The organism is Pseudomonas saxonica (genome assembly GCF_007858365.1).
In the GTDB taxonomy this organism is placed as follows: domain Bacteria; phylum Pseudomonadota; class Gammaproteobacteria; order Pseudomonadales; family Pseudomonadaceae; genus Aquipseudomonas; species Aquipseudomonas saxonica.
The window spans coordinates 23,203-43,748 of the sequence record NZ_VFIO01000009.1 but is presented as its reverse complement, the minus strand read 5'-3'; the positions used below and the strand labels follow the sequence as shown (position 1 = coordinate 43,748).

Below are 20,546 nucleotides of genomic sequence, written 5' to 3'. Positions count from 1 at the left end.
CTTACAGTTCTTCACGCAAGCACACGTCAAGTGGCCGCTTGCGACGCCACAGCGCGTGAAATTCGCGCCAATGTGGCTCTTGAGCGGCGCCCAGCATTTGTTCATCGCCCCGGGTATCACCCCAGGCGCGCAACGTGTATTGGTCCAAAGGCCCGTATTGCGCCTCTAAACGGATGACTTTTTGTTCGCAACGACAGTTAGTGCCATCGATCTCTCCGGTCAGTACACCGTCGACCGAAGCCAGACGGGTACCAATGAGGCCGATACCCAATTTTTTGGCAAAGGGGGCAAGCACCAGCTCAGGCGACGCCGAGCAAATAGTGACAATAGCGCCCTGCTCCAGCTGGTTGGCGACAGATGTTAAGCCCAAAGGGCGCATGAGGCGCTGCCACGAAACGTCACAAAATGCTTCCGCACGCTCTTTTACCCACGCTTCCTTCGTACCGGTAAGGTAAACCGTGATCAACTTTTCCTTCAGATCATTACGCGATATCCGCCCCAGCAAGTAAGACAAGGTCGCAGGAATCATCCGAAGCAAGCGCATGGCGAACAATCGATTGCCGTACGCAAAGCGCAAAAAGGGCACGAACGAATCATGATATGTCAAAGTGCCATCAAAATCGAAAGCAGCTAAAACCTTTTTGCCATTACTCGATGTTTTCAAAACGTTATTCACCCCACTACTTCAGCCAGTCGCAGGCTGCCTCCAAAAATATCCGCTGAGCTGCATTCAGGACGAACTCCCTGCCAATGCGCTCGCTCAATCGTCTTTTGCGCCCAGGTGTAATGGGTCGCGGGTTCGCACATGGCGTCATTGAACTTGAACACCGCCGGTGCGGCCTCACTCACAATGTGGCGGGCGCTGGTGAGGTCTTCAAGGCTGACTTGCAGCGCGTTGTGAATAATGGCTATTTGTGACGGGTGAATCGCTGTTTTGCCCACTAGCCCGTGGGCCAGATCCAGCGCCAGCTCATGCTCCAGCAATTGCGGTGCATTGAGTTGTTCAAATACCGGCGCCGTCAGGGCAAAGCCCGCCGAGCCCATAATTCCGCAGAGCATCGGTATGACATAACTCATGGGCGTACTGTAGAGCGTCATCGCGGGGTTACGGCGCAAGCCCAGACAGCCCATCAAGTCGTTGCCGCCGATGCGCAGAGCAATGATCCGCTCGGGCAACAGTTCGAGCATGGCACCGCGCAGCTCAACCATGGCGCTGGGGTCATAAACCTCAGGCGTTTCCAAAGTAGGCATCAGCATCAATTCGTCGCGTGTTACCGCCTGTTGCCACTGGTGGATATTGCTCAACCGCAGTTTGGGCACCACAAACCCGTCGACATAACGCATCAACGACCAGTCGTTGAGCACCGCGGCCATGGCTGCATCGCGCGGCCGCACGAAGACCATCGGGCTGCCCGGCGGCCGACCGCCACGCGCATCAATCCCCAATAACAGGTTTTTCAGGTTATTGAGTGCTTGCTGCACATCGGTTTCGGCCACGGCGTCTTCAAGGCAGACCACCAGCGAACGCAAGCCATGAATCTTTTCGCCCATGACCACGTCAAGAATGTCGGGACGAGTAGCCGGCATATAAAGCGTGGCGCCCAAGGCATAGGCTGAATGCTTGATCATCAGCGTACACTCCTGATTACTGTCACTGCGCGATAAGGCCCCAACTCATCGCCGACTTCTTCGACCTCGATATTCGCCTGCCGGGTTAGGTGTAGCAGCAATTGCACATCCTGGTCGTCACGATTGCGCACCAGCACATGGTCTGGCACCCGACGCATCACGGCGCGGGTCGCTTCGGCGATGCCCGGTTTAACCCGGTTGGGGTTGGTCACGCCAAAGCGAGTAGAGATCCGTTGGACAGCCGCCACCGCCGAGTGTTGCAACGCTGCGGCCTGATCAGTCGTCCAGGGCTGGGCCGATGCCAGCGGGGCCAATTGCGCCCGCTCGGTTTCAATGCTGTGAATAAAAGGCCGGGTCACGTCATGTTCAGCCAGATGGCCATAGACCACACAGCCATGCAGGCCAGGCTCTTGTGGCCAGATTGAACGCGACACAAGGCCCGAAACCGTAGCCCCCAGAATACCGGAGGGAATCAGCCAGTCCTCGGCCGAAGCCGCAAGCCAGGCACGCCCACACGGATCGGCCAGCACCACCAGTCGAGGATCAACCGGAAAACGCGAATCGCCAGCCAGGCTCTCGCGAATCTGCCCGCTGATCGCACCTTTACCCGTCCAGCCATCGACAAAGACGATGTTGTCGGCGCCGTGGGTCTTGATGATCGCTTCGAGTGCGACGTTATCGATGCCTCGGTCGCGAATGATGCTGATGCCGTAATGCCGCGCATCACGCCCCAACCCGACTAGCGCCCGACGCAACAGCACGCCCAGCGGCAAACCGGCACGCACAAACGACACCAGCGCAATAGAGGCGCCTGTGTAGCGCTCGTTCAACGCCTGAGCCAGCGACTGCACATCAGCAGCCATTCGTGCACCGTTCTGCGCCAGCGCTAACTGATACAAACGCTTATGGGTGTCGGAGGGCGCATCTTCCTGGCTGATCATTTCAGAGTAGTGGCGCTGCTGAGTCTGGATCAGGCGCTCTTTTTCCTGCACGTCGGTGACTTCGATTTCCATGGCGCGCAGCAGAAAGTGCACGTCATCGGCGTCGTAGCTGCCACTGCCAACGGTGTGCAGCCCTGCAAAAGCATTACTCATCGATAACACTCGACATTACGTGACTGGCTAACTGCCCACGTTTGGGCGTGCCCCACCAGTCGCATTCGGTCATAAAGCCAAGGTCCGACACGCTATCGCCGAAGCCCAGTATCGGGCGTTTACCGTTGATCGCCTGATCGCGACGGATCCACTCACGCACCGCCACCTGCTTTTGCAAAGCATTTGGCAAGAAGGCCAGATTGTTGCCGTTGCCATGCACATACAGCCCGTCGAGCAACCCACGCGCCTTGACCTCATTCATAACGAGCAACAGGGCTTCATCGGTTTCGTTGTTGTGCTTGGTCACCACGTAATTGGCCAGCCCTTGTTCTTCTACGACCCAGCCGCGCAGGGAGAAGCCCAGCTCGGTGCCAATCGCCAGGGTCAACTCGCTTAATTGATGCAGGCGGGTTTGCTCCAGGGCCAATTCATCTGCCATGCGCGCATGCCACGGCGCGTCGAGCGCGCCCTGTGCATTGAGCATGACGCCACCGTGGGCGCAAATAGCTCCGTGGACAAACGGCAACTGCACGCGTTGATAGGCCTCAACGCTGCGGGCCGTTACCGGAACCACATCGGCGGTGGCCAGCAGCCACTCGACAAAGCTTTTTTGCGTCGCGCTCATAAAACCGTTGGGCTGACCGTCGACATCCAGCGTGGCCGTGAAACGCGGCTCGTCACCCATCTTGCGGGCAGTCTGAAACAGGGTGTCGTCAAGATCGACAAATACCAGCGGGCGATTAATGGCCATCGACGATTACCTGCGCATTCAAGGCGTTGAGCAGCGCCGGATCAACTGCAGCCGCCGGGGTTTCGCTGCAAATCAGCACCCGGTCAAACTGGCCGGGGGCCACGTTATAAAGGAAGTTGGGGATACCCAGACCGTAGTTGTCAGAAAACGACAAGGCATGGTCGATGGCGTGCCCCAGCGCAATCGGCGAGCGACTGGTGGAGCTGAAATGCACATCAGCGCCAGCCCGTTCCAGACGTTCGGCCAGCAGAAACGGCGGCCAGACAAACTCACTGGTGCCGATCACCAAAACGCGCTCACCTGGCTGAACCTGCAAGCCCGGCGCCAGCGTATCGGCGTGTTCACGCACGCCCATGCGCCCCCAGTCCCGGCTCGAGTCCAGCGGCCAGTCGCCTGGGGCCACGCTGCCCACTTCGGGCATGTCCGGCAGTTCAGCGGCTGGGTCTTCGGTGAACGTGTAGCAACCATCGAGCAAGGAAATACTGGTGACGTGCTCACCCATCGCATGGCGCACGGCACCCTGGGACCAGTCGGTCAGCGTCGCGGTGACGATCCGTTCAATCGAGTTCAACCCGGCCTCGGCCAATGCCTTGGTCAGATTGATAAAGGTATTGCCCGTGGAGGCTTCGTCATCCACCAGCACAAGCGATCGGGCGTTTAGCATCAGTTCGCGAGTGACCGTGTCTTGCGGCAGGTGCAATAGATGGGAACTGGCGTGACTATGCTCCTCTTCAAAACGGGCAAACAACTCTGTGCCCGTCGGGTGGCGGCTGCTGCACAGGTACACGCTGTCCTGGCGGGTCTGGCTGAGCGCACGATGCACTCCGGCGCCAAGCCCTACTGCAGTTTCAGCCATGCCGATGACCAGCACCGGGCCGGGCAGGTCGGCGGGAATCTTGGCGGCCAGCGCATTAAAGCTTTCAGCCATCAGCGACGGGCGAGCCGGTATATGACGGCCCAGCACGCGGGAAACGAATAAAAAAGCGCGCTTGGGGTTTCGGCGCTCGGCAAAACTGAACAATGCCTGTGGATCAAAAGTCGATGCATTGACCTCAACCTCCAGGCGACCGCGCTTAAGGTTTGCATGCAAAACCTTGGTTTGGGTCTTGGAATTACCGCTGCTCATCAATGTTTACTACCTGAACATACTTAAAATGGGGGGGACGATTAGTGAGACGGTGGTTTAAGACAAGGAAAAAATGGTTACTGGAGATGGCTGGCGTCAATCCGCCACAATCCGGATTGCGCCGCTCGCACCAATTCGGGCGTGCTCAATGAGCGCTCGCTGCGCCCACGCTGGGCTGGCACTCGGGCCGCCTCAAGAAACGCCAGCAGCAGCGCCGATTTGACGGCAAAATTCATGTTCTGCGCATCCGCCATGGTCGAGGTCACCAGACCGCTGACCAGACCTTGCGGATCAAACACCGGACTGCCGCTGGAACCAGGCTGAATCGGCGCGGTGAACTGCATCAGGCTGGCGTCATCGCGCAGGCCAAACAGGCCGGAGACCACGCCTTGGGAGACTTGTACGCCACCGCCCGCAAGCCCGGCCAGCGGGAACCCCAGCGTGACGACACTTTCGCCCAGCTCACAGCCCATACCCTCGCGAAACGTCACCGGACTCAAGGGCGGCGCGCCAATTATGCGCAACAAGGCGAGATCGTTCTTGCGATCGACCACTACCGGTTCCGCTTTGTATCGACCCTCAAACGAGGTGATCGACACGTGATCAAGGCCTTCAATCACATGGGCGCAGGTCAAAATATGCTGAGCGCTGACGGCAAAGCCTGTGCCCGTGGAGCCTTGACGCGCAGCCTTGTCGTCTGACGCCTCAGAGCCTGTTCGCAGGGGATGACGATCATCCAGAGTCAGCCCCATGCGTCGGGCAAACGCGCTCAACCCGTAGGCTGAAGCTTCAGCCAGTGCGCGGATTTTCCATTGATCGTTGCGCCGGTACACCTCGGCAATGACCATAGCGCCATCGCCGTATTCCTCCAGTGCCAGCCCGTGTTCGATCTGTTCGCCGACCTTGAGCTGGAAAGCGCCGAGTTCCCGTAAAGGCCCCAGAGCGCCAAACACATAGAGCACCAGCAATACCCGTTCGCAGTGTGCCGGCAATTGCTCCAGCGCAAGGCTGAAACGGGCCAGGCCGAGCGTGTCATGCCACACCACCCAAGGTTGCGGGGCATGCATTAACGCGGGTTCTGCAACGGGTTGGCGCTTGTCATCAACGGCCAGCAACGCCAAGCCCGCGTACTCGCCTAATGCCCCGGCTCGAGAGCAGGTGAGGCTCATTTCACAGCGCAAAGACTCAAGGGCCGCATTGGCGCCCGGCATCAATATCATCGCTTGTGACTCCCCTGTGCCCGCGACAAACAAGAGCCGATCACCTTAACAGTTCTTCTCCGCGAACCGAAACGACGGTGGTGATGGCTTTGACCTGGATATTCTCGCGCCAGACGCTGGCAGGTACAGGCAAGCCCAGGCGACGCGCAGCAAAGATACCCGGCAGGTTGACCCCTGCTTCACGGGTGTAACCAATGCCGCCGGAAAAGCGCAGATTGATCTCCAGCAAATGGGGCTGGCCGCTCGCGTCATCGCGGGTCTGCACGTTAATGATGCCATCGCACTTGAAGTGCCGTGCCGCCTTGATCGCCAGCTCCACCGCGGCACCGTCGCGTTCGAATGACTGCATCACCCCTTGCTTGCGCCGTCCCACATACGCCACTGCCTCGCCCGCCTCACACACCATGTCCACCGAACACTCGGTACCGGGCATATAAGGCATCACCAATAACGGCTTGGCTCTAACAGACTGGCCGTACGCCTGGGCAAATACAGTGACGTTCACTTCATGGGCATCTGCGTTGGCAAAGCTGCGGAACGGATCGACGTCCTCTGCCAAACGCCAAAAGCCCTGCCCGTAAATGCCGCGAGTAGGTTTTACACACACCTGACCATCACGGGACAGTTGGGCATAGGCATCCAGCAACTCAGCCTCAGTACGCACGGTCATCGCCGGAATGCACGCAAGCCCGGCGGCCAGCGCTTCGCGGGTGAACACCGACTTGTCATCGACCCGTTCAAAGGTGTCCAGATCCAGCGCGCCCGTCACCAGTTGCAGGCCCGCAGCCTCGAATTCGCTACGGTGGGCTTCATACACCTGCCCCACCCGACCGGCTAACACCACCTTGATTTGCTGCGCTCGCGCTTGCTCGATCACCCAGGCAATGCGCGCTTGATTATCCAGCGGCTCGCGCCAGGCGATGTCTGCAAGGCCAGTGATTTCAGGGCGATTTTGTCGGTGAGAAGCGAAGATCCGAACCGATTCGGGCAATGCCGCACGGGCACCGGCAATCACATCGCGTTGGCTGGATTGCCCTTCAAGAAACCAGATCATGAACATCCTTTGCGACAGAGAGTGAAGACGTACGTTAAGCGCGGCAGTCTAGCGGATGGCGCGGGTAGACGCTCTCAGACATTGTGCTCAGGGGCTTATGTAACGAAACATGAAAACTTTGTACTAAATAGTTCATAATGTGCGGCATCATGTCGCGCCCTCCGTAGAGCGGGCCTATTACGTAAAGGAGCACCCTTCGATGTTTTTCTCTTCCCGCGCCCTGCTGACCTCCGGCGTGTGCAGCGGTTTATCGCTTCTGGCCCTGTTGCCTTGTTATGCACAGGCCGACAGCGCCGATGACCTGATGCACCGCTCAACCCTGACGGGCGACTGGGGCGGCGAACGCCAAAAGCTGGCCGATAAAGGCATCAAGCTGACGGGTGACTACAACTCCGAGACGTTTTCCAACCTGCATGGCGGAATCAAACACGGCACTCGTTACTCACAACAAGTGCGTATTGGGGCCCAGTTTGACTTGAGCAAACTGCTCGACACTCCCAACGCAGGCCGGGTGCAAATCACCCTCAACGACCGTCGCGGCCACAGTGCGTCCGAAGACTTGGTAGGCAATCGCCTGCCGGTGCAGGAAAACTACGGCGGCATGTACACCCGGTTGTCCGAGTTCAGTTACGAGAACACTCTGTTTTCACCCGCACTGAACGCCAAGGTCGGTTTTTTGCCGATGGGCAATGACTTTGGCGGCATGCCCTTGCTGACCAATTTTGTGAACGCTGGCTTTTGCGCGCACCCGTTGACCATGTCCAACGGCAGCGGCTGGACCAACTACCCGACCGGGCATTGGGGCGGCGAATTGCGTTACACCGTCAGCCCGCAACTGACCCTGCAAACGGCGTTGTTCCAAGTGAACCCGGAGTACAACAGCCGCTCCTCCGAAGCCTTCACCATGACCACCAAAGGCACCACGGGCGCGATCATGCCATTGGAGGCGATCTTTAATAACAACGCCTACCTTAATGGCCAATACAAAGTGGGCTGGTACTACGACACGTCCAACACCACCAAAATTGGCAGCAGCGAGAAGGCCAACAATCGCACCGGTGCCTACGTGCTGATTGATCAGGCGATTTGGCGGGATGAGCAAGACCCGGACAGCGTGCTGCGCGCGTTCGGTCAGGCGGCCACCAGCAATGCCGCGACCTCGGCCATGCGCCGTTGGTACTCGGTGGGTCTGGTCAAACAAAAACCGTTTGCCAGCCGTCCGCACGACAGCATCGCCTTTGCCTATGGCCGAGCGGTGTTCAACTCACGTTCACGTGACGTCCAGGAAGCGGCAGCCTCTACGCCGGAGCAAGCCGACATGATCGCCAGCCTCGACAGCGGCGAACAGTTGCTCGAACTCAACTACGGTGCGCAAGTCACCCCGTGGCTGCTCGTGCGCCCGGACGTGCAATACATCATCGAACCCGGTGCGTTCTACGGCAAAAGCCGGGGCAATGCGTTGGTCGCAGGTGTACAGATCAAAGCGACGTTCTAACCGGCGACCTCGCTCATACCGAAACCCTTTAATCACGCGCACCTTAACTCTCAAGGACGTGCAGGTTGACCTGCGCGCCCTTTGCGGGCTCCGGGATTTGTGCGATGCCCAACGCATCAACCCGACGCTGGCCTTTCTGCCCATTGATGGTGGCGTAATAGCGTCGACTGGGCAGCACGTCCTCGGTAAAGCGGGTAATGATGCGCATGTGCTTCATTACTTCTTTAACCTGAGGGGGCGGTGACGCCAGCATCTCCATGACCCGCTGCTGCTTGAACGCTTCTTTGAACGGCGAATAGTCGAAGTAATAGGCTTCAGGTTTGATCAGCAGCCATTCACCATCTCTGACCTTATTCAGCACCTGATCGTCGAAATTCAGCGCCAGAAAGCTGCGCAAATGCGCCAGCCCATCCAACGCGATCCTGCCGTCCAGATGTTGTTTGACTACGCCTACCGCTTCTTCTGCGCTGTAAGCGTGCTTCAACTCGGTGGGTAAGGGGAATCGAGCGCAGATCAACTTCATCAGTGGCCCTCGTTTTGCCAAAAGTCATAGCCCGAGGTCCCTGCGATTTCATGCCGCCAGGTAATGGTCTGATAGGCAAACTGCACCGTTTCCAGTTGCGTGAATTGCGCGGTCTCCATGCTCTGACAATGAGGCAAAGCAATATCGACGCCGACAATCACGGCGTCACCCAACTCCATGGTGTAGAAATGCTCCAGCCCCGCACTGCCCGCAGGCCGGTACCATTCCACACGGCAGGTGGTGAGCATTTCAGCATTGCACAAGGCAATATTGATCAGAGGCGACGACTTATCGATCACCTTGGTGATGATCAAGGGCTTATGTATGCGCTGACTGGCTTTAGCGCCGCCAGGGACTGTAATGCCGTGGGTCAGCGCCTGAATCATGATCTGATCCTCGCGACCCATTTGCCAGGCGGTGCCGACGGACTCCTTGCCCAGTGCGCCGGCACTGATCAAGCCTTGGGATTTACCAACGAGGGTTAAAAAGGCGGGAGTTGGCATGGTGTGGTTCCTTTTTGGGTATGAAGAAGGCTAAAAGGTTGCAGAAGTAAAACTGTCATTTTGTCTTGATAGGAATCCAGGGCTTCGCAAGTTCTAAAGTAATTAGAAACCGCTCTTGATCAGGGTATCTTTTGTCTTTGAAACGTCCGATGTCCAACATGACTTGGTATTTATCGCTAGCCTGCCAAAATGTCCTGCTACCTAATAGCCCTCGAATCTTATTACGCCCCTGCGGGGTATCTGTGATGGGCGGATCATTACGTGGACTGCTAACAAACCATCCCTGCTGGAGCCATTGATCCTGTAAGTCCAATACGACTTTCAAAGCATCATCCAGTAACAGCGGTTCAATTTGGGGAGACATACGAACATCAGTTACACATTCATTTTTATAACCAATAGTCAAAAAACGCGCCAGTGGCGTCTCAAATCCATACTGAGGATCAATAAACCGTAATCTCGCATCTGATTTAGGCATACCGAACCAAACTCGACCAGGCAGTGCAGGACTGATTGCTGCACTTGAACGCTGGCGCATATCTTCCCAAGGCTCGCCAAGGCTCAAGGTGATTTCTGGGTCGTCAGATAAGACCTGTGTCGTAAAATGCACGATCGCAGTTGAACACAGCACAAGCAGTACAAAGAATAACCATCTTTTTTTCGACAGACAGTCATAAATTTTCCATTTCATTTTTTTGCAATAGCAATTTCATTAATTGACGACTCTAAAAATTTACGGCCATCCCCCTTTAATATTTTGTCAAATTTATCTGCCGCCCGAAGTACGAATGCCATCCTTTGCTCAATATCAGACAGATCGGCATTCGATTCTGAACTAAAGCCGATGGTGTGGTCATCTTGGACTGATTGGCACTGGCTAGTTAGGGTAAGCTCAATTGCGGGAGCCGCACCAGGGAGAATATCAGTCACATAAAAAAATTGATTACCACGAAGTAGAATTACAAAGTGCGCGTCTTTGTAAATTGCGGGTTGCAATATATTTCTTTGTTCGTGCGCTGCAAACTGCTCCACGCTCTCTGAAACTCGACCATCATCTACCGCTTTAAAAGCCTCCAGAATTTTCTCATGGGCGAGTCCAAACTTTACGATTTCCTGCCCCACCGGCCACAACACAGGAAATCTTGAATGATCATATATTTTTGCCCGCTCGTCTAAACACCCTTTCAACTCCGCCAACCCACGTTTTGCATAAAACTGATGAAGCGGATATATATCTAGAAACAGCGTGGTATTACCCAGCGCCAGCATATCGTGCACATATTTCAATTGCCTTTGAACCGCACCCAGTTTCATGGCCCCCACACGCACATCCACGGGAATAGGATTATCCGCATTGGCGGCCTGAAACTCTTCAAATGCGCTGACGACAGCATCGACCCTATCAACTGTGAGTTCTTTAAACTTATCGACAACCTGCTCTTTAACCTCTTCAAAGGTCAGCGTATTAAATCGCCCACCCAACGTTTTTAAATCATCAATGATGGATTTTATTTTTTCATCCGTCAGGTCATTCAAATCTTCGATACGAAACTCAGCAAAATCCTCAACGTTGAGTTTAGTCAGGTTATAGATCAACTCTATGAGATCGTTTTGCCTATAAATCCTACTCAAAAACGGAGTGATCTTCATGAACTTGGCGACGGCCTTGAGTTCCACCTCAAGTTTCTCCATCGACTCTGTGGCATGCAGCAATCCACACCCGACCTGCTTGGACGCAAAGGCTGCCAACCCGGCCCATTGAAAGCGCGAATCGTGCAACCACAAGCGAGCATAGGCCGCATTGATGGCGCGGTTACGTTCGATGGGGTCGGCAATCAACACGCCGCCAGGGGCCACGATTTCTTCGGCTTCTTGCTGGTAGATGCGCCACAGACAATCACAGGTCAGGATTGGAACGTCGGTGATCATCATCTCGACGCCCAAGACCTCCATCTTGTGAGTCTTGCATTCATCCAGAGGTTTGATGTTCTCGTTTAGCTTTTCGTTATCACTTGGATGGTCTTTAAAGCACTGAGTCATGGGCAGGATCCGACGGGAATGCCGCGACCCTACCAGCCCCTCTCCCCTCTGGATCATCACCGGGAAAATCAGGAGGAGTCCTACATTTAAAGGTCTTAAATCCCTCAGGTAAAACGCACCCAATGCCCATCAGGAACATGAAAGAAACCGCTGCCCATTTTCACGTTCTGTACAGGATTGCCCTTCTATACTCTCGCCCCTGCACATCCCCCAATGCCCGTTGGTAGACCCATGCGCCTGACTCGTCCCGCTCTACTGTTATTGCTGCTTACCGGTTTGTTGTTGTTTTTCGCCCTTGGCAATCACCACTTGCAAGGCTCTACCGAGTCACGGGTGGCGGGGATTGCCATGCAGATGCAGGTGAGCGGAGATTGGGTCACGCCTTCGCTGCTCAATGAGCCCTTTCTGGAAAAACCACCCCTAAGCCTGTGGCTGGACGCAACGGCCATTGACCTGTTCGGCGGCGAGTTGTGGGCCGTGCGGCTGGTATCGGCGTTAGCCGGGTTGTCATGTGTGATGTTGCTGTACGCCATGCTGCGCCGCATGGGCCGCCCTGTGGCGTTGGCCTGGACCGCCGCGGCGATGCTGGCAACCATGGCCAGCTTTTGGGATAACGCGCGGCAAGTCGGTGAGGACGCGCTACTCACATTGGGCGTTACGCTCGCCTTGTTGGCGTTTTATCAAGCCAGTCGCCACACCCGGCTGCACCTTGGCAGCTGGTTGATGTTTGCCGCGGGGATCGCCATCGCAACGTTGAGCAAAGGGGTACTGGGACTGGCGTTGCCGGGGGTGGTGATTTTCGTCTACCTGCTGTGCCAAAGCCTGATCGACAAGCGACTGGTGCTGCGCAATTGGTTGCGACCTGCGCTGTTTACCCTGCTGGGGTTGATCCCGCTGCTGATCTGGTTGTGCGTTCTGTATCAACGCGGGGGGCTGCACGCCGTTGGTGAGGTGTTATGGACCAATAGCGTGGGACGTTTCAGCGGGTCATTTGTGGAGGCAGGCCATTATGAGCCGTTTTATTACTACTTAAGAAAACTGCCCGAATCCTTCTTGCCGTGGAACCTGTTGACCTACTTGGGGCTTTGGCATTTCCGTAAACACCTGCGTAACAACCCCTACTTGCTGTTTTTCTGCGTGTGGCTGGTGGCGCAATTTGTGCTGCTCAATATCGCGTCCAGCAAACGCATCGTGTACCTGATGGCGCTGACGCCGGCAGCGGCCGTCGTCGCTGCGGAATATGCGGGCGTTGTACTGGCGTGGCTGCGCGCTCACAGCCAGCGCTCGGCCGTCGCCAAATTCCTCAGTGACTATCATCGCCCTCTCGCGGTGGCGGTACTGCTCGGGGTGGTGGCGACTTATCTCGGGGCGGCGCTGTGGGCACCCCGCGCTGACCGGGCCGAATCGTTCCAGCCGGTGGCCGCCCAGGTCATCCGTTTGCAAACCGAGGGCAAGCACGTTGCCTTGCTCAAACCCGACGAGCGTTTGGGCGCCGTGGTGTTTTATAGCCAGCAGTTGCAACACACGCTGGATTCAACAGCTCAATTGCAGGCTTTTCTGGCCGCGTCGCCCGACAATATTGCGGTGGTCGAAGATCCGGTAATACCGGGCCTGCCTGTGACGGTCGTGGATAAGGTCAGCGTCGGGCGGCATCACTTTTACTTTGTCAGCCTGGCCACACTTGATCCCGGACAATAGAACATCAGTTGCCGTGGCCGATCGCGTTCGATTGGCTACGCTCCCTGTGCTGGGTACTTTCCAGCCAAGGAGCCGACATGACCATCACCATCACCAGCAGCACGTTGAGCGACTATGACGCTCATCTGGCCGTCAATACGGCGACCGCCTTTTTACGCCAGTCTGATCTTGCCCACTATTTGATTGATCAACTTGAGCAGCAACGGGTAACGCTCACCCTGGACGTCAGCAGCGACCCGGGGCTGGCCAATAAAGATGCCTCGAACAAGGGCGAGATGGTATGGAGCCTGCACACCCGAGCGCTGCCAAACCCACCGTTGCCCGAAGCGACTCAGTTGATTAACCGTGCCCCGGCCGAGCAGCGGCCTTATATCACTAGCCTTTGGGTGTTGATGCATTTACTGGCAACGGCGTGTGAGCAACTCAACAGCCACCTCAATTTTCGCGATGCGGATGCCACATGGCCCTGGCTTGATGAGCAAACGCTCAGCGCCAGCGATATTGAACGGGTCGTGGCGCGTGAACTCAGCGAGCAATCACTGCCGCAAGATAACAACTGGGACCGCCTGCTAAACGGTGCTTAGAACTGCGAAGCCTCGATTGCATAGGGGCTCGGCGTGCCGGCGAGGGGGATAACCTTTGACCAATGTTCGGGCTCGATGTACCCCAACATCTGCGGCCCCCCTTGCGCGCCATCGGCGTTGATAAACAATGCAGTCGCATAACCGAACGATGTGTTCGTGGCGGCGTGCAGGTCGGACACCAAGGCATCCATGCATTCGCTGTGGGTGATCAGGACCAGATTGCGCCCCGCCACTTTGTGCTTGAGCGCATCGTGCAATATCGAACCCCGACAATCGAATAGCCAGTCTTGCGCGGCAACAGGCCGGGTAAACATGGCATTGGCGGTCTGCCGGGTCCGGGTCATTTGACTGCTGTAAATGTCGACCTTGTTGAGGCCCAGTTGTTTGAAGTCTGCGCCCACGACTTGTGCCGTGCGTACTGCTCGCTCGGTAATGCCGTCCAACGGGCCCAGACACGGTTTCGATGAACGGTCGCAGCGCTCGGCATGGCGCACCAAGGCGATCACATCGCCTTTTGCCCAACTCTGGGCCAGGTCCAGCGCTCGGGTTGCATTAACCGGCTGCGCCAGATTAGGCACCGCGACAGGCGCCAGCAGATGCAAGGTGAGCATCACCGTCAGCACACTGGCAGCGACCACCACCAATGTATTTCTATGGCGGATCAGACCGCTGCGCAGTTTGGCGCGCAGAGTCCCGGCCAACTGAAAATTTAGTATCACAAATTGCCCCCCACCTTTAACGCGACGATGACCCTGACTTGATGCGCAACCTTTGAGCTGCAAAAAGCCTCACACACCAATGGCGTCTGTTTGCTGAACCGCAGTCTAAAAAAAGGTGGGTCAGTGGGGAGTGAAACGGATGTGAAAAAAAGCTCAAGCGCGAAACGCTCACCCGGGCGCGGATGGCCTTTCATCGCGTTAAAAAATAAAACGTTTCAGCTCTGCGCTCAGCCGCCGATACAAGCCAACACAAGCACTCTGCTGGGCTAAATAACAAAAAACTCCAGCGAATTTCGATCCTGCGCGCACGTTCCTGGAGAACTGTATGAACCGTTGGCTGAACAACATCAGCGTCAATCTAAAACTGGCCCTGGGCTTCGGCCTGGTACTGGGCCTCACCTGCCTGATGGCAATCAGCAACTGGTTCAGTCTGGACAAACTGATTGATCGCAGTAACTGGATGAGCGACATCACACGCCTCAACACCGCGTTCACCAACCTACGGGTGACACGCTTGCAGTACATGCTCACCGATGGCGATGAGACGGCCGCGCAAAAAGTTCAAGACAGTATCAATGCGTTTCAGGACTTGGAAAAACAGCTGATCAGCACGTTCAAGAGCCCGGAAAATCTCAAACTGCTCAACGAGCAGCAAGACATCATTAGCCGCTACGAGGCCGCGCTGGTCGTCATGCGCAAAGCCTATATCGACTCCGCAAGCGCTCGGGCCACCATGGACCGTAACGCGCTGGTCGCACAGGATGCTATCGCCAACCTGCTGGCCCGCGCCCTGCAAGTGCCGGAAGGTGATGAGACACGTTTCGCCATGTATCAGGCAGTGTCTGAGATGCGCGAACAATTCCTGCTCTCGCGTTATCAGGTCCGCGCTTATATAGCGTCACCCACCAAGGCCACCGAGAAAGCAGCGCGCGACCAGTTGAGCAATACGGTCGCCAGCCTCGGCAAACTGAACACCTGGTTCGCAGCCAGTGCCGCCGACACCCTGCGCACACTGACCCAGACCATGGATCAGTACCAAGCCGCTTTGCAGGTGTACGCCGACACGGACAACACCATCATTGCTGTGCGCAAAGACATGACTGACTACGGCACCAACGTGCTGAGCCGCAGTGATGCGCTGTACAACCTTCAGCTGGAGCGTCGTGACATCGAAAGTGCGCAGGCCAACCGCCTGCAACTGATCACCACCCTGCTGGTCTTGCTGTTCGGTATTGCCGCGGCCGTGATCATCACCCGCCAGATCACTCGCCCGCTGCGTGAAACGCTGGACGTGGTCGAGCGCATTGCCAGTGGCGACCTGAGCCATGATCTGCGCGTGACCCGTCGCGATGAACTGGGGGTGTTGCAACAAGGCATTGCGCGTATGGGCACCACGTTGCGCGATTTGATCGGCGGCATCCGCGATGGCGTGACGCAAATCGCCAGCGCAGCTGAAGAGCTGTCAGCCGTGACGGAACAGACCAGTGCCGGGGTCAACAGCCAGAAGATCGAAACCGATCAAGTGGCCACCGCCATGCATGAAATGACCGCCACCGTGCAAGAAGTCGCGCGTAATGCCGAACAAGCCTCGCAAGCGGCAGCCGGTGCTGACGCCGAAGCCCGTGAAGGTGACAACGTGGTCAACCAGGCGATTGATCAGATTGAGCGCCTGGCGGTAGAAGTCGGCCGTTCGACCGAAGCGATGGCCGTGCTGCAACAGGAAAGCGACAAAATCGGCAGCGTGATGGACGTGATCAAGGCGGTGGCTGAACAGACCAACCTGTTGGCACTCAACGCGGCCATTGAAGCGGCCCGTGCCGGTGAAGCAGGACGCGGTTTTGCGGTGGTGGCTGATGAGGTGCGTGGTTTGGCACAGCGCACGCAAAAGTCCACTGAGGAGATTCAAACACTGGTAGCCGCCCTGCAAAGCGGCACCCAGCACGTGGCGTCGGTCATGAACAACAGCCGCGTGCTGACTGACAGCAGCGTGACGTTGACCCGTCAGGCGGGAACATCGCTGCAAGGTATTACCCGTACCGTGTCGAATATTCAGTCGATGAACCAGCAGATTGCAGCAGCGGCCGAACAACAAAGCGCGGTGGCTGAAGAGATCAGCCGCAGCATCGTCAATGTTCGCGACGTGTCGGAACAAACGGCAGCGGCCAGTGATGAAACGGCCAAGTCCAGTGTTGAACTGGCGCGTCTGGGCAATCAACTGCAAGAGATGGTGAGCCACTTTAAGGTGTGAAGCAGGTGCCCCCCTCACCCTAGCCCTCTCCCAGAGGGAGAGGGGACTAAAAGCAGAAGCAGATTTGCGCAACACCACACATCTGCCCCCTCTCCCTTCGGGAGAGGGTTGGGGTGAGGGGCCTTTGCTCAGCGGGCTAAAAACACCCCGGCACGCTGACCATTCGCGCCACCCTGTTGATAGCTCAACACACCATTGACCCACACCCCGTCTATTCCTTCAGCCGCCTGTTGCGGTGCGCTGAAGTCCGCCACATCGCGCACCTTTTCAGCATCAAACAACACCAAGTCCGCCCAATGCCCTTCGCGTATCTGCCCTCGCTCGGTAAGACCAAAACGAGTCGCCGACATACCAGTCATTTTGTGCACCGCCGTGTGCAGCGGGAACAGCCCCACATCCCGGCTGAAATGCCCCAGCACTCGGGGAAACGCGCCCCACAATCGAGGATGCGGGAACGGATCATCAGGCAAACCATCCGAGCCAATCATCGATAACGGATGCGCCAGAATTCTACGCACGTCGCTTTCATCCATCCCGTAATACACCGCACCCGCCGGTTGCAGACGCTGCGCAGCAGCCATCAAGGACACACCCCACTGCGCTGCAATGTCCTGCAAATCCCGCCCGCCCATCTGCGGATGCGGCGTTGACCAGGTAATGGTGATACGAAAGGCATCGGTCACTTGCTTAAGATCCAGCGTCGACGAACTGGCAGCATAGGGGTAGCAATCGCAGCCCACGGGATGATCCTTCGCCGCCTGCTCCAAGGCCGCCAACAGGTGCGGGCTGCGTCCCCAATTCCCGGCCCCCGCGCATTTGAGGTGAGAGATGATCACCGGCACGCGCGCGGTACGACCGATCAAGAAAGCTTCGTCCATTGCTTCCAGCACCGGCTCGAACTCACTGCGCAAATGCGTGGTGTACAGCGCGCCGAACGCGGTCAACTCTTCGGCCAGTTGCAGCACCTCGTCCGTGTCGGCGTTAAACGCACTGGCGTAGGCCAGCCCTGTGGATAAGCCCAGCGCACCCGCTTCCAGACTTTCTCGCAATTGCAGGCGCATGGCTTGAATTTCTGTGGCCGTGGCGGTGCGCTGCAAGTCATCCATATGGTTGCTGCGCAACGCGGTGTGGCCAATCAACGCGGCAACATTGAGCGCCGGTCGGGCCCCTTGCACCGCGGTGCGGTAGTCGGCAAATCGCGGGTACGAAAAGGCCGCCTTGTTACCCAGCAGGTTCATCGGATCAGGCGGCTCATTGCGCAAGGTCACCGGCGACGCGCTGATGCCACAGTTACCCACAATCACCGTCGTCACACCCTGACTGAGCTTGGGCAACATCTGGGGCTGACGAATGACCACGGTGTCATCGTGGGTGTGCACATCGATAAACCCCGGAGCCAGCACCCGCCCCGCCGCATCGATTTCGTGTGTGGCCTGCCTACCGCTCAAGTCGCCAATGCACTCGATACGCCCGCCGCGCAGCGCCACATCAGCGACATAACCCGGCGTATTACTGCCATCAATCACATGGGCATTTCTAATCAACGTGTCGTAGTTCATCTCAGTCCCCCAACGGCAAACCGTCGTCGCCGCCTCGATAATCATCCAAAGCCAGTTTGATCCGGCGCAAGCGTTCCTGGCTGGCTTCGGGCATCGACAGCGCCAGCTCAGTGGCCAGCACATCAATAGCCAGCAGCATGCCGTAACGGGCTGCCGTCGGTTTGTAGATAAAGCTGGTTTCCACGCCTTGCAACGCCAGCACCACGTCGGCCAAGTCAGCCAGCGGTGTATCGGGCCGCGTAATCGCGATGACTTTGGCGCCATAGTTACGGGCCAGCTGTACCGCCTTGATCAACTCGGGTGTCAGGCCGGTCAGTGAACACACTATCAACGCGTGTTGCGGGCCGAGCGTGGCCGCTGTCACCCGCATCATCACCCCGTCCCGGCAAGCCGCGATGGGATAGCCCAAGCGCACCAAACGCACTTGCAGCTCATCGCAGCACACACTGGAACAGCCCCCCATGCCGAACGCGTGAATCATGTCGGCTTCGCCGAGCAGCTTGACCGCATCCGCGAAATGCCCACCGTTGAACCCGGCTAAATGCTCATGCAGCGTCGATTCGATATCACTGACAATCTGGCGAAAAAACGCGGACTGCTCTGGCCGGCTGCCCGTGTCGAAAAAGCGCTTGCCCACCCCGCTGGCCTGCGCCAACTGCAGGCGCAAGTCACGCAAGTCGCGGCAACCGACGCTGCGGGCAAAGCGCGACAAGGTGGCGCTGCTGACGTCTGCACGTACGGCAAGCTCATCCAGGCTGGCACTGGCGGCAAAGCCGATATCGCTCAGTATCAGTTGGGCAATCCGAGCCTCAGCCGCGCTGAAGGTGTCCTGACGAACTCGAATTTGATACAGGATGTCCATTTAGATCAGCTCCGAGAGGACCAGGGTAAAACCGAACGCCACGACTGAAATCAAGGTTTCCAGCACCGTCCAGGTCTTGAAGGTTTGAGCGACCGTCATATTGAAGTATTCCTTCACCAGCCAGAAGCCACCGTCATTCACGTGGGACAAAATCACCGAGCCTGCCCCCGTCGCCAGCACCAAGAGTTCTGGATGTGGATACCCCATGCCAATGGCCACCGGCGCGACAATCCCCGAGGCCGTGGTCATGGCAACGGTCGCCGAGCCCGTGGCGATACGCATCAGCGCCGCAAATACCCAGCCCATGAATAACGGCGACAAATGAAATTCCTGCGCCAGCCCGACAATTTCAGTGGTGACACCCGAGTCAATCAAAATGCGATTCAAGCCACCGCCCGCGCCCACCAGCAAGGTGATACTGGCTGTCGGCGCAAGGCATTCATTGGTGAATTTGAGGATCGACTCGCGGCTAAAACCTTGTGCCAAGCCCAGCGTCCAGAAACTCACCACCGTGGCGATCAGCAAGGCCATGACCGAGTTGCCGATAAATTGCAAAAACTGATTAAAGCCACTGCCCGGTGTTGAGATCAGGTTGGCCCAACCACCGATGAGCATCAGCACCACCGGTAACAAAATGGTGGCCAGCGTCAGGCTGCAACTCGGCAAGCGTGTTCGCGGCTCACGGTTGATGAATTGCTGTTCCATCGGGTTAAGCGCTGGCAGGTGGATACGCGGCACAATAAATTTGGCAAAGATCGGGCCCGCGATAATCGCTGTGGGTATGCCAATCAAAATGGCATACATCAACGTTTGCCCAACAGACGCTTCATAGGCTTGTACGGCCAGCATCGCTGCCGGATGCGGCGGCACCAGCGCATGCACCACCGACAAACCGGCGACCATCGGCAAACCCACCATGAGCACAGACACCCCAACCCGGCGGGCGACGGTGAACGCTATGGGCACCAAGAGAACAAAACCGACCTCAAAGAACAGCGGCAAGCCCACCAGAAAGGCGATGCAAACCATGGCCCAGTGCGCATTGCGCTCACCGAAGCGATCAATCAGCGTGCGCGCCACCTGCTCGGCACCGCCTGACTCGGCCATCATCTTGCCCAGCATCGTGCCCAGCGCGACCACCAGTGCGATATGCCCCAGGGTTTTGCCAACGCCCCCTTCGTAAGCGCCAATCACACTGCCCGCCGGCATGCCCGCCATGAGGCCGAGCCCTACCGAAATCAGGGTAATGACAATAAAAGGATTGATCTTGTAACGCGCAATCAAAACGATCAGCGCAATGATGGCGATGGCGGCATAGAGCAACAGCCCGTAGCCCGAAGATGGCGTCATGCGATGTACCCTCGGCAATGTTTTTAAGTTCCTTTGAAACTTAAAAAGCATTACCGAGGCTATTTTTCAATCTTTCTGAAACTAATTTTCG

General features: G+C 57.1%; 19 protein-coding genes and 1 pseudogene. 5 read left to right on the top strand and 15 right to left on the bottom strand.

The genetic code is table 11. The annotated features are described in order from the left end of the window. Position 1 precedes the first annotated feature (1 nt). The 7 genes from FJD38_RS19230 to FJD38_RS19200 form a co-directional block, all read right to left on the bottom strand. The gene (locus FJD38_RS19230; protein ID WP_122783769.1) at positions 2 to 676 is read right to left on the bottom strand and encodes an HAD family hydrolase; all 675 of its coding nucleotides are present in this window, start codon (positions 674 to 676) and stop codon (positions 2 to 4) included. After that, entirely contained in the window at positions 673 to 1,629 is a 957-nt protein-coding gene (locus FJD38_RS19225) for an HpcH/HpaI aldolase/citrate lyase family protein (RefSeq protein WP_146386938.1), read from the bottom strand. Before FJD38_RS19225 ends, FJD38_RS19230 begins: the two co-directional genes overlap by 4 nt. Beyond that, positions 1,629 to 2,723, bottom strand: a complete 1,095-nt coding sequence (locus FJD38_RS19220) for a cysteine protease StiP family protein (RefSeq protein WP_146386936.1) — start codon at positions 2,721 to 2,723, stop codon at positions 1,629 to 1,631. The genes FJD38_RS19225 and FJD38_RS19220 overlap by 1 nt, the downstream gene beginning before the upstream one ends. Continuing rightward, entirely contained in the window at positions 2,716 to 3,474 is a 759-nt protein-coding gene (locus FJD38_RS19215; protein WP_122783772.1) for an HAD family hydrolase, read from the bottom strand. Before FJD38_RS19215 ends, FJD38_RS19220 begins: the two co-directional genes overlap by 8 nt. Beyond that, positions 3,464 to 4,600: a phosphoribosyltransferase domain-containing protein gene (locus tag FJD38_RS19210; protein WP_122783773.1), complete on the bottom strand. Its 1,137-nt coding sequence runs from the start codon at positions 4,598 to 4,600 to the stop codon at positions 3,464 to 3,466. Before FJD38_RS19210 ends, FJD38_RS19215 begins: the two co-directional genes overlap by 11 nt. Before the next feature lie 77 nt (positions 4,601 to 4,677). Continuing rightward, complete coding sequence (locus tag FJD38_RS19205) at positions 4,678 to 5,820, bottom strand: trypsin-like peptidase domain-containing protein (RefSeq protein ID WP_122783774.1); 1,143 nt, start codon at positions 5,818 to 5,820, stop codon at positions 4,678 to 4,680. 40 nt (positions 5,821 to 5,860) lie between these two features. Further along, positions 5,861 to 6,874, bottom strand: a complete 1,014-nt coding sequence (locus FJD38_RS19200) for an ATP-grasp domain-containing protein (RefSeq protein WP_146386934.1) — start codon at positions 6,872 to 6,874, stop codon at positions 5,861 to 5,863. 199 nt (positions 6,875 to 7,073) lie between these two features. Between FJD38_RS19200 and FJD38_RS19195 the strand changes: the two genes are divergently transcribed. Further along, a complete protein-coding gene (locus FJD38_RS19195; protein WP_146386932.1) occupies positions 7,074 to 8,369 on the top strand; it encodes a carbohydrate porin in 1,296 nt (431 codons plus the stop codon). A 43-nt stretch (positions 8,370 to 8,412) separates the two neighbouring features. On the opposite strand, the gene FJD38_RS19190 is transcribed toward FJD38_RS19195, so the two are convergent. The 4 genes from FJD38_RS19190 to FJD38_RS24830 are packed head-to-tail and all read right to left on the bottom strand — an operon-like array spanning position 8,413 to position 11,435. Then, positions 8,413 to 8,892, bottom strand: a complete 480-nt coding sequence (locus tag FJD38_RS19190) for a hypothetical protein (RefSeq protein WP_146386929.1) — start codon at positions 8,890 to 8,892, stop codon at positions 8,413 to 8,415. Next, on the bottom strand, positions 8,892 to 9,395 hold the full coding sequence (locus FJD38_RS19185; protein WP_146386928.1) for an Hcp family type VI secretion system effector: 504 nt from the start codon (positions 9,393 to 9,395) through the stop codon (positions 8,892 to 8,894). The genes FJD38_RS19190 and FJD38_RS19185 overlap by 1 nt, the downstream gene beginning before the upstream one ends. 55 nt (positions 9,396 to 9,450) lie before the next feature. Continuing rightward, positions 9,451 to 10,086: a hypothetical protein gene (locus FJD38_RS19180; protein ID WP_146386926.1), complete on the bottom strand. Its 636-nt coding sequence runs from the start codon at positions 10,084 to 10,086 to the stop codon at positions 9,451 to 9,453. Further along, positions 10,083 to 11,435, bottom strand: a complete 1,353-nt coding sequence (locus FJD38_RS24830; protein WP_244302767.1) for a DUF2515 family protein — start codon at positions 11,433 to 11,435, stop codon at positions 10,083 to 10,085. Before FJD38_RS24830 ends, FJD38_RS19180 begins: the two co-directional genes overlap by 4 nt. A gap of 231 nt (positions 11,436 to 11,666) precedes the next feature. Here FJD38_RS24830 and FJD38_RS19170 point away from each other — a divergent pair, with 231 nt between their 5' ends. Together FJD38_RS19170 and FJD38_RS19165 are read left to right on the top strand one after the other, a co-directional pair. After that, complete coding sequence (locus FJD38_RS19170; protein ID WP_146386924.1) at positions 11,667 to 13,133, top strand: ArnT family glycosyltransferase; 1,467 nt, start codon at positions 11,667 to 11,669, stop codon at positions 13,131 to 13,133. 77 nt (positions 13,134 to 13,210) lie between these two features. Beyond that, entirely contained in the window at positions 13,211 to 13,717 is a 507-nt protein-coding gene (locus tag FJD38_RS19165; RefSeq protein ID WP_146386922.1) for a hypothetical protein, read from the top strand. Here FJD38_RS19165 and pmrG read toward each other — a convergent pair. After that, positions 13,714 to 14,436, bottom strand: coding sequence for a lipopolysaccharide core heptose(II)-phosphate phosphatase PmrG (gene pmrG / locus FJD38_RS19160; protein WP_244302766.1), 723 nt, complete (start codon positions 14,434 to 14,436; stop codon positions 13,714 to 13,716). The two genes, FJD38_RS19165 and pmrG, sit on opposite strands and share 4 nt — an antisense overlap. 325 nt (positions 14,437 to 14,761) lie before the next feature. Here pmrG and FJD38_RS25175 point away from each other — a divergent pair. Beyond that, a pseudogene (locus tag FJD38_RS25175) lies at positions 14,762 to 15,829 on the top strand (methyl-accepting chemotaxis protein); the annotation flags it as partial. After that, positions 15,821 to 16,684, top strand: coding sequence for a methyl-accepting chemotaxis protein (locus tag FJD38_RS25170; protein ID WP_405591520.1), 864 nt, complete (start codon positions 15,821 to 15,823; stop codon positions 16,682 to 16,684). The pseudogene FJD38_RS25175 and the gene FJD38_RS25170, both read left to right, overlap by 9 nt. Positions 16,685 to 16,812: 128 nt before the next feature. Here FJD38_RS25170 and FJD38_RS19150 read toward each other — a convergent pair whose 3' ends face one another. The 3 genes from FJD38_RS19150 to FJD38_RS19140 are packed head-to-tail and all read right to left on the bottom strand — an operon-like array spanning position 16,813 to position 20,455. Then, positions 16,813 to 18,243 carry an N-acyl-D-amino-acid deacylase family protein gene (locus FJD38_RS19150; RefSeq protein ID WP_146386918.1) on the bottom strand — a complete coding sequence of 477 codons (1,431 nt, stop codon included), beginning with the start codon at positions 18,241 to 18,243 and terminating at the stop codon, positions 16,813 to 16,815. Between the two features lies 1 nt (position 18,244). Further along, a complete protein-coding gene (locus FJD38_RS19145) occupies positions 18,245 to 19,105 on the bottom strand; it encodes a MurR/RpiR family transcriptional regulator (RefSeq protein ID WP_122783787.1) in 861 nt (286 codons plus the stop codon). Then, a complete protein-coding gene (locus FJD38_RS19140) occupies positions 19,106 to 20,455 on the bottom strand; it encodes a GntT/GntP/DsdX family permease (RefSeq protein ID WP_122783788.1) in 1,350 nt (449 codons plus the stop codon). Positions 20,456 to 20,546: the final 91 nt, after the last annotated feature.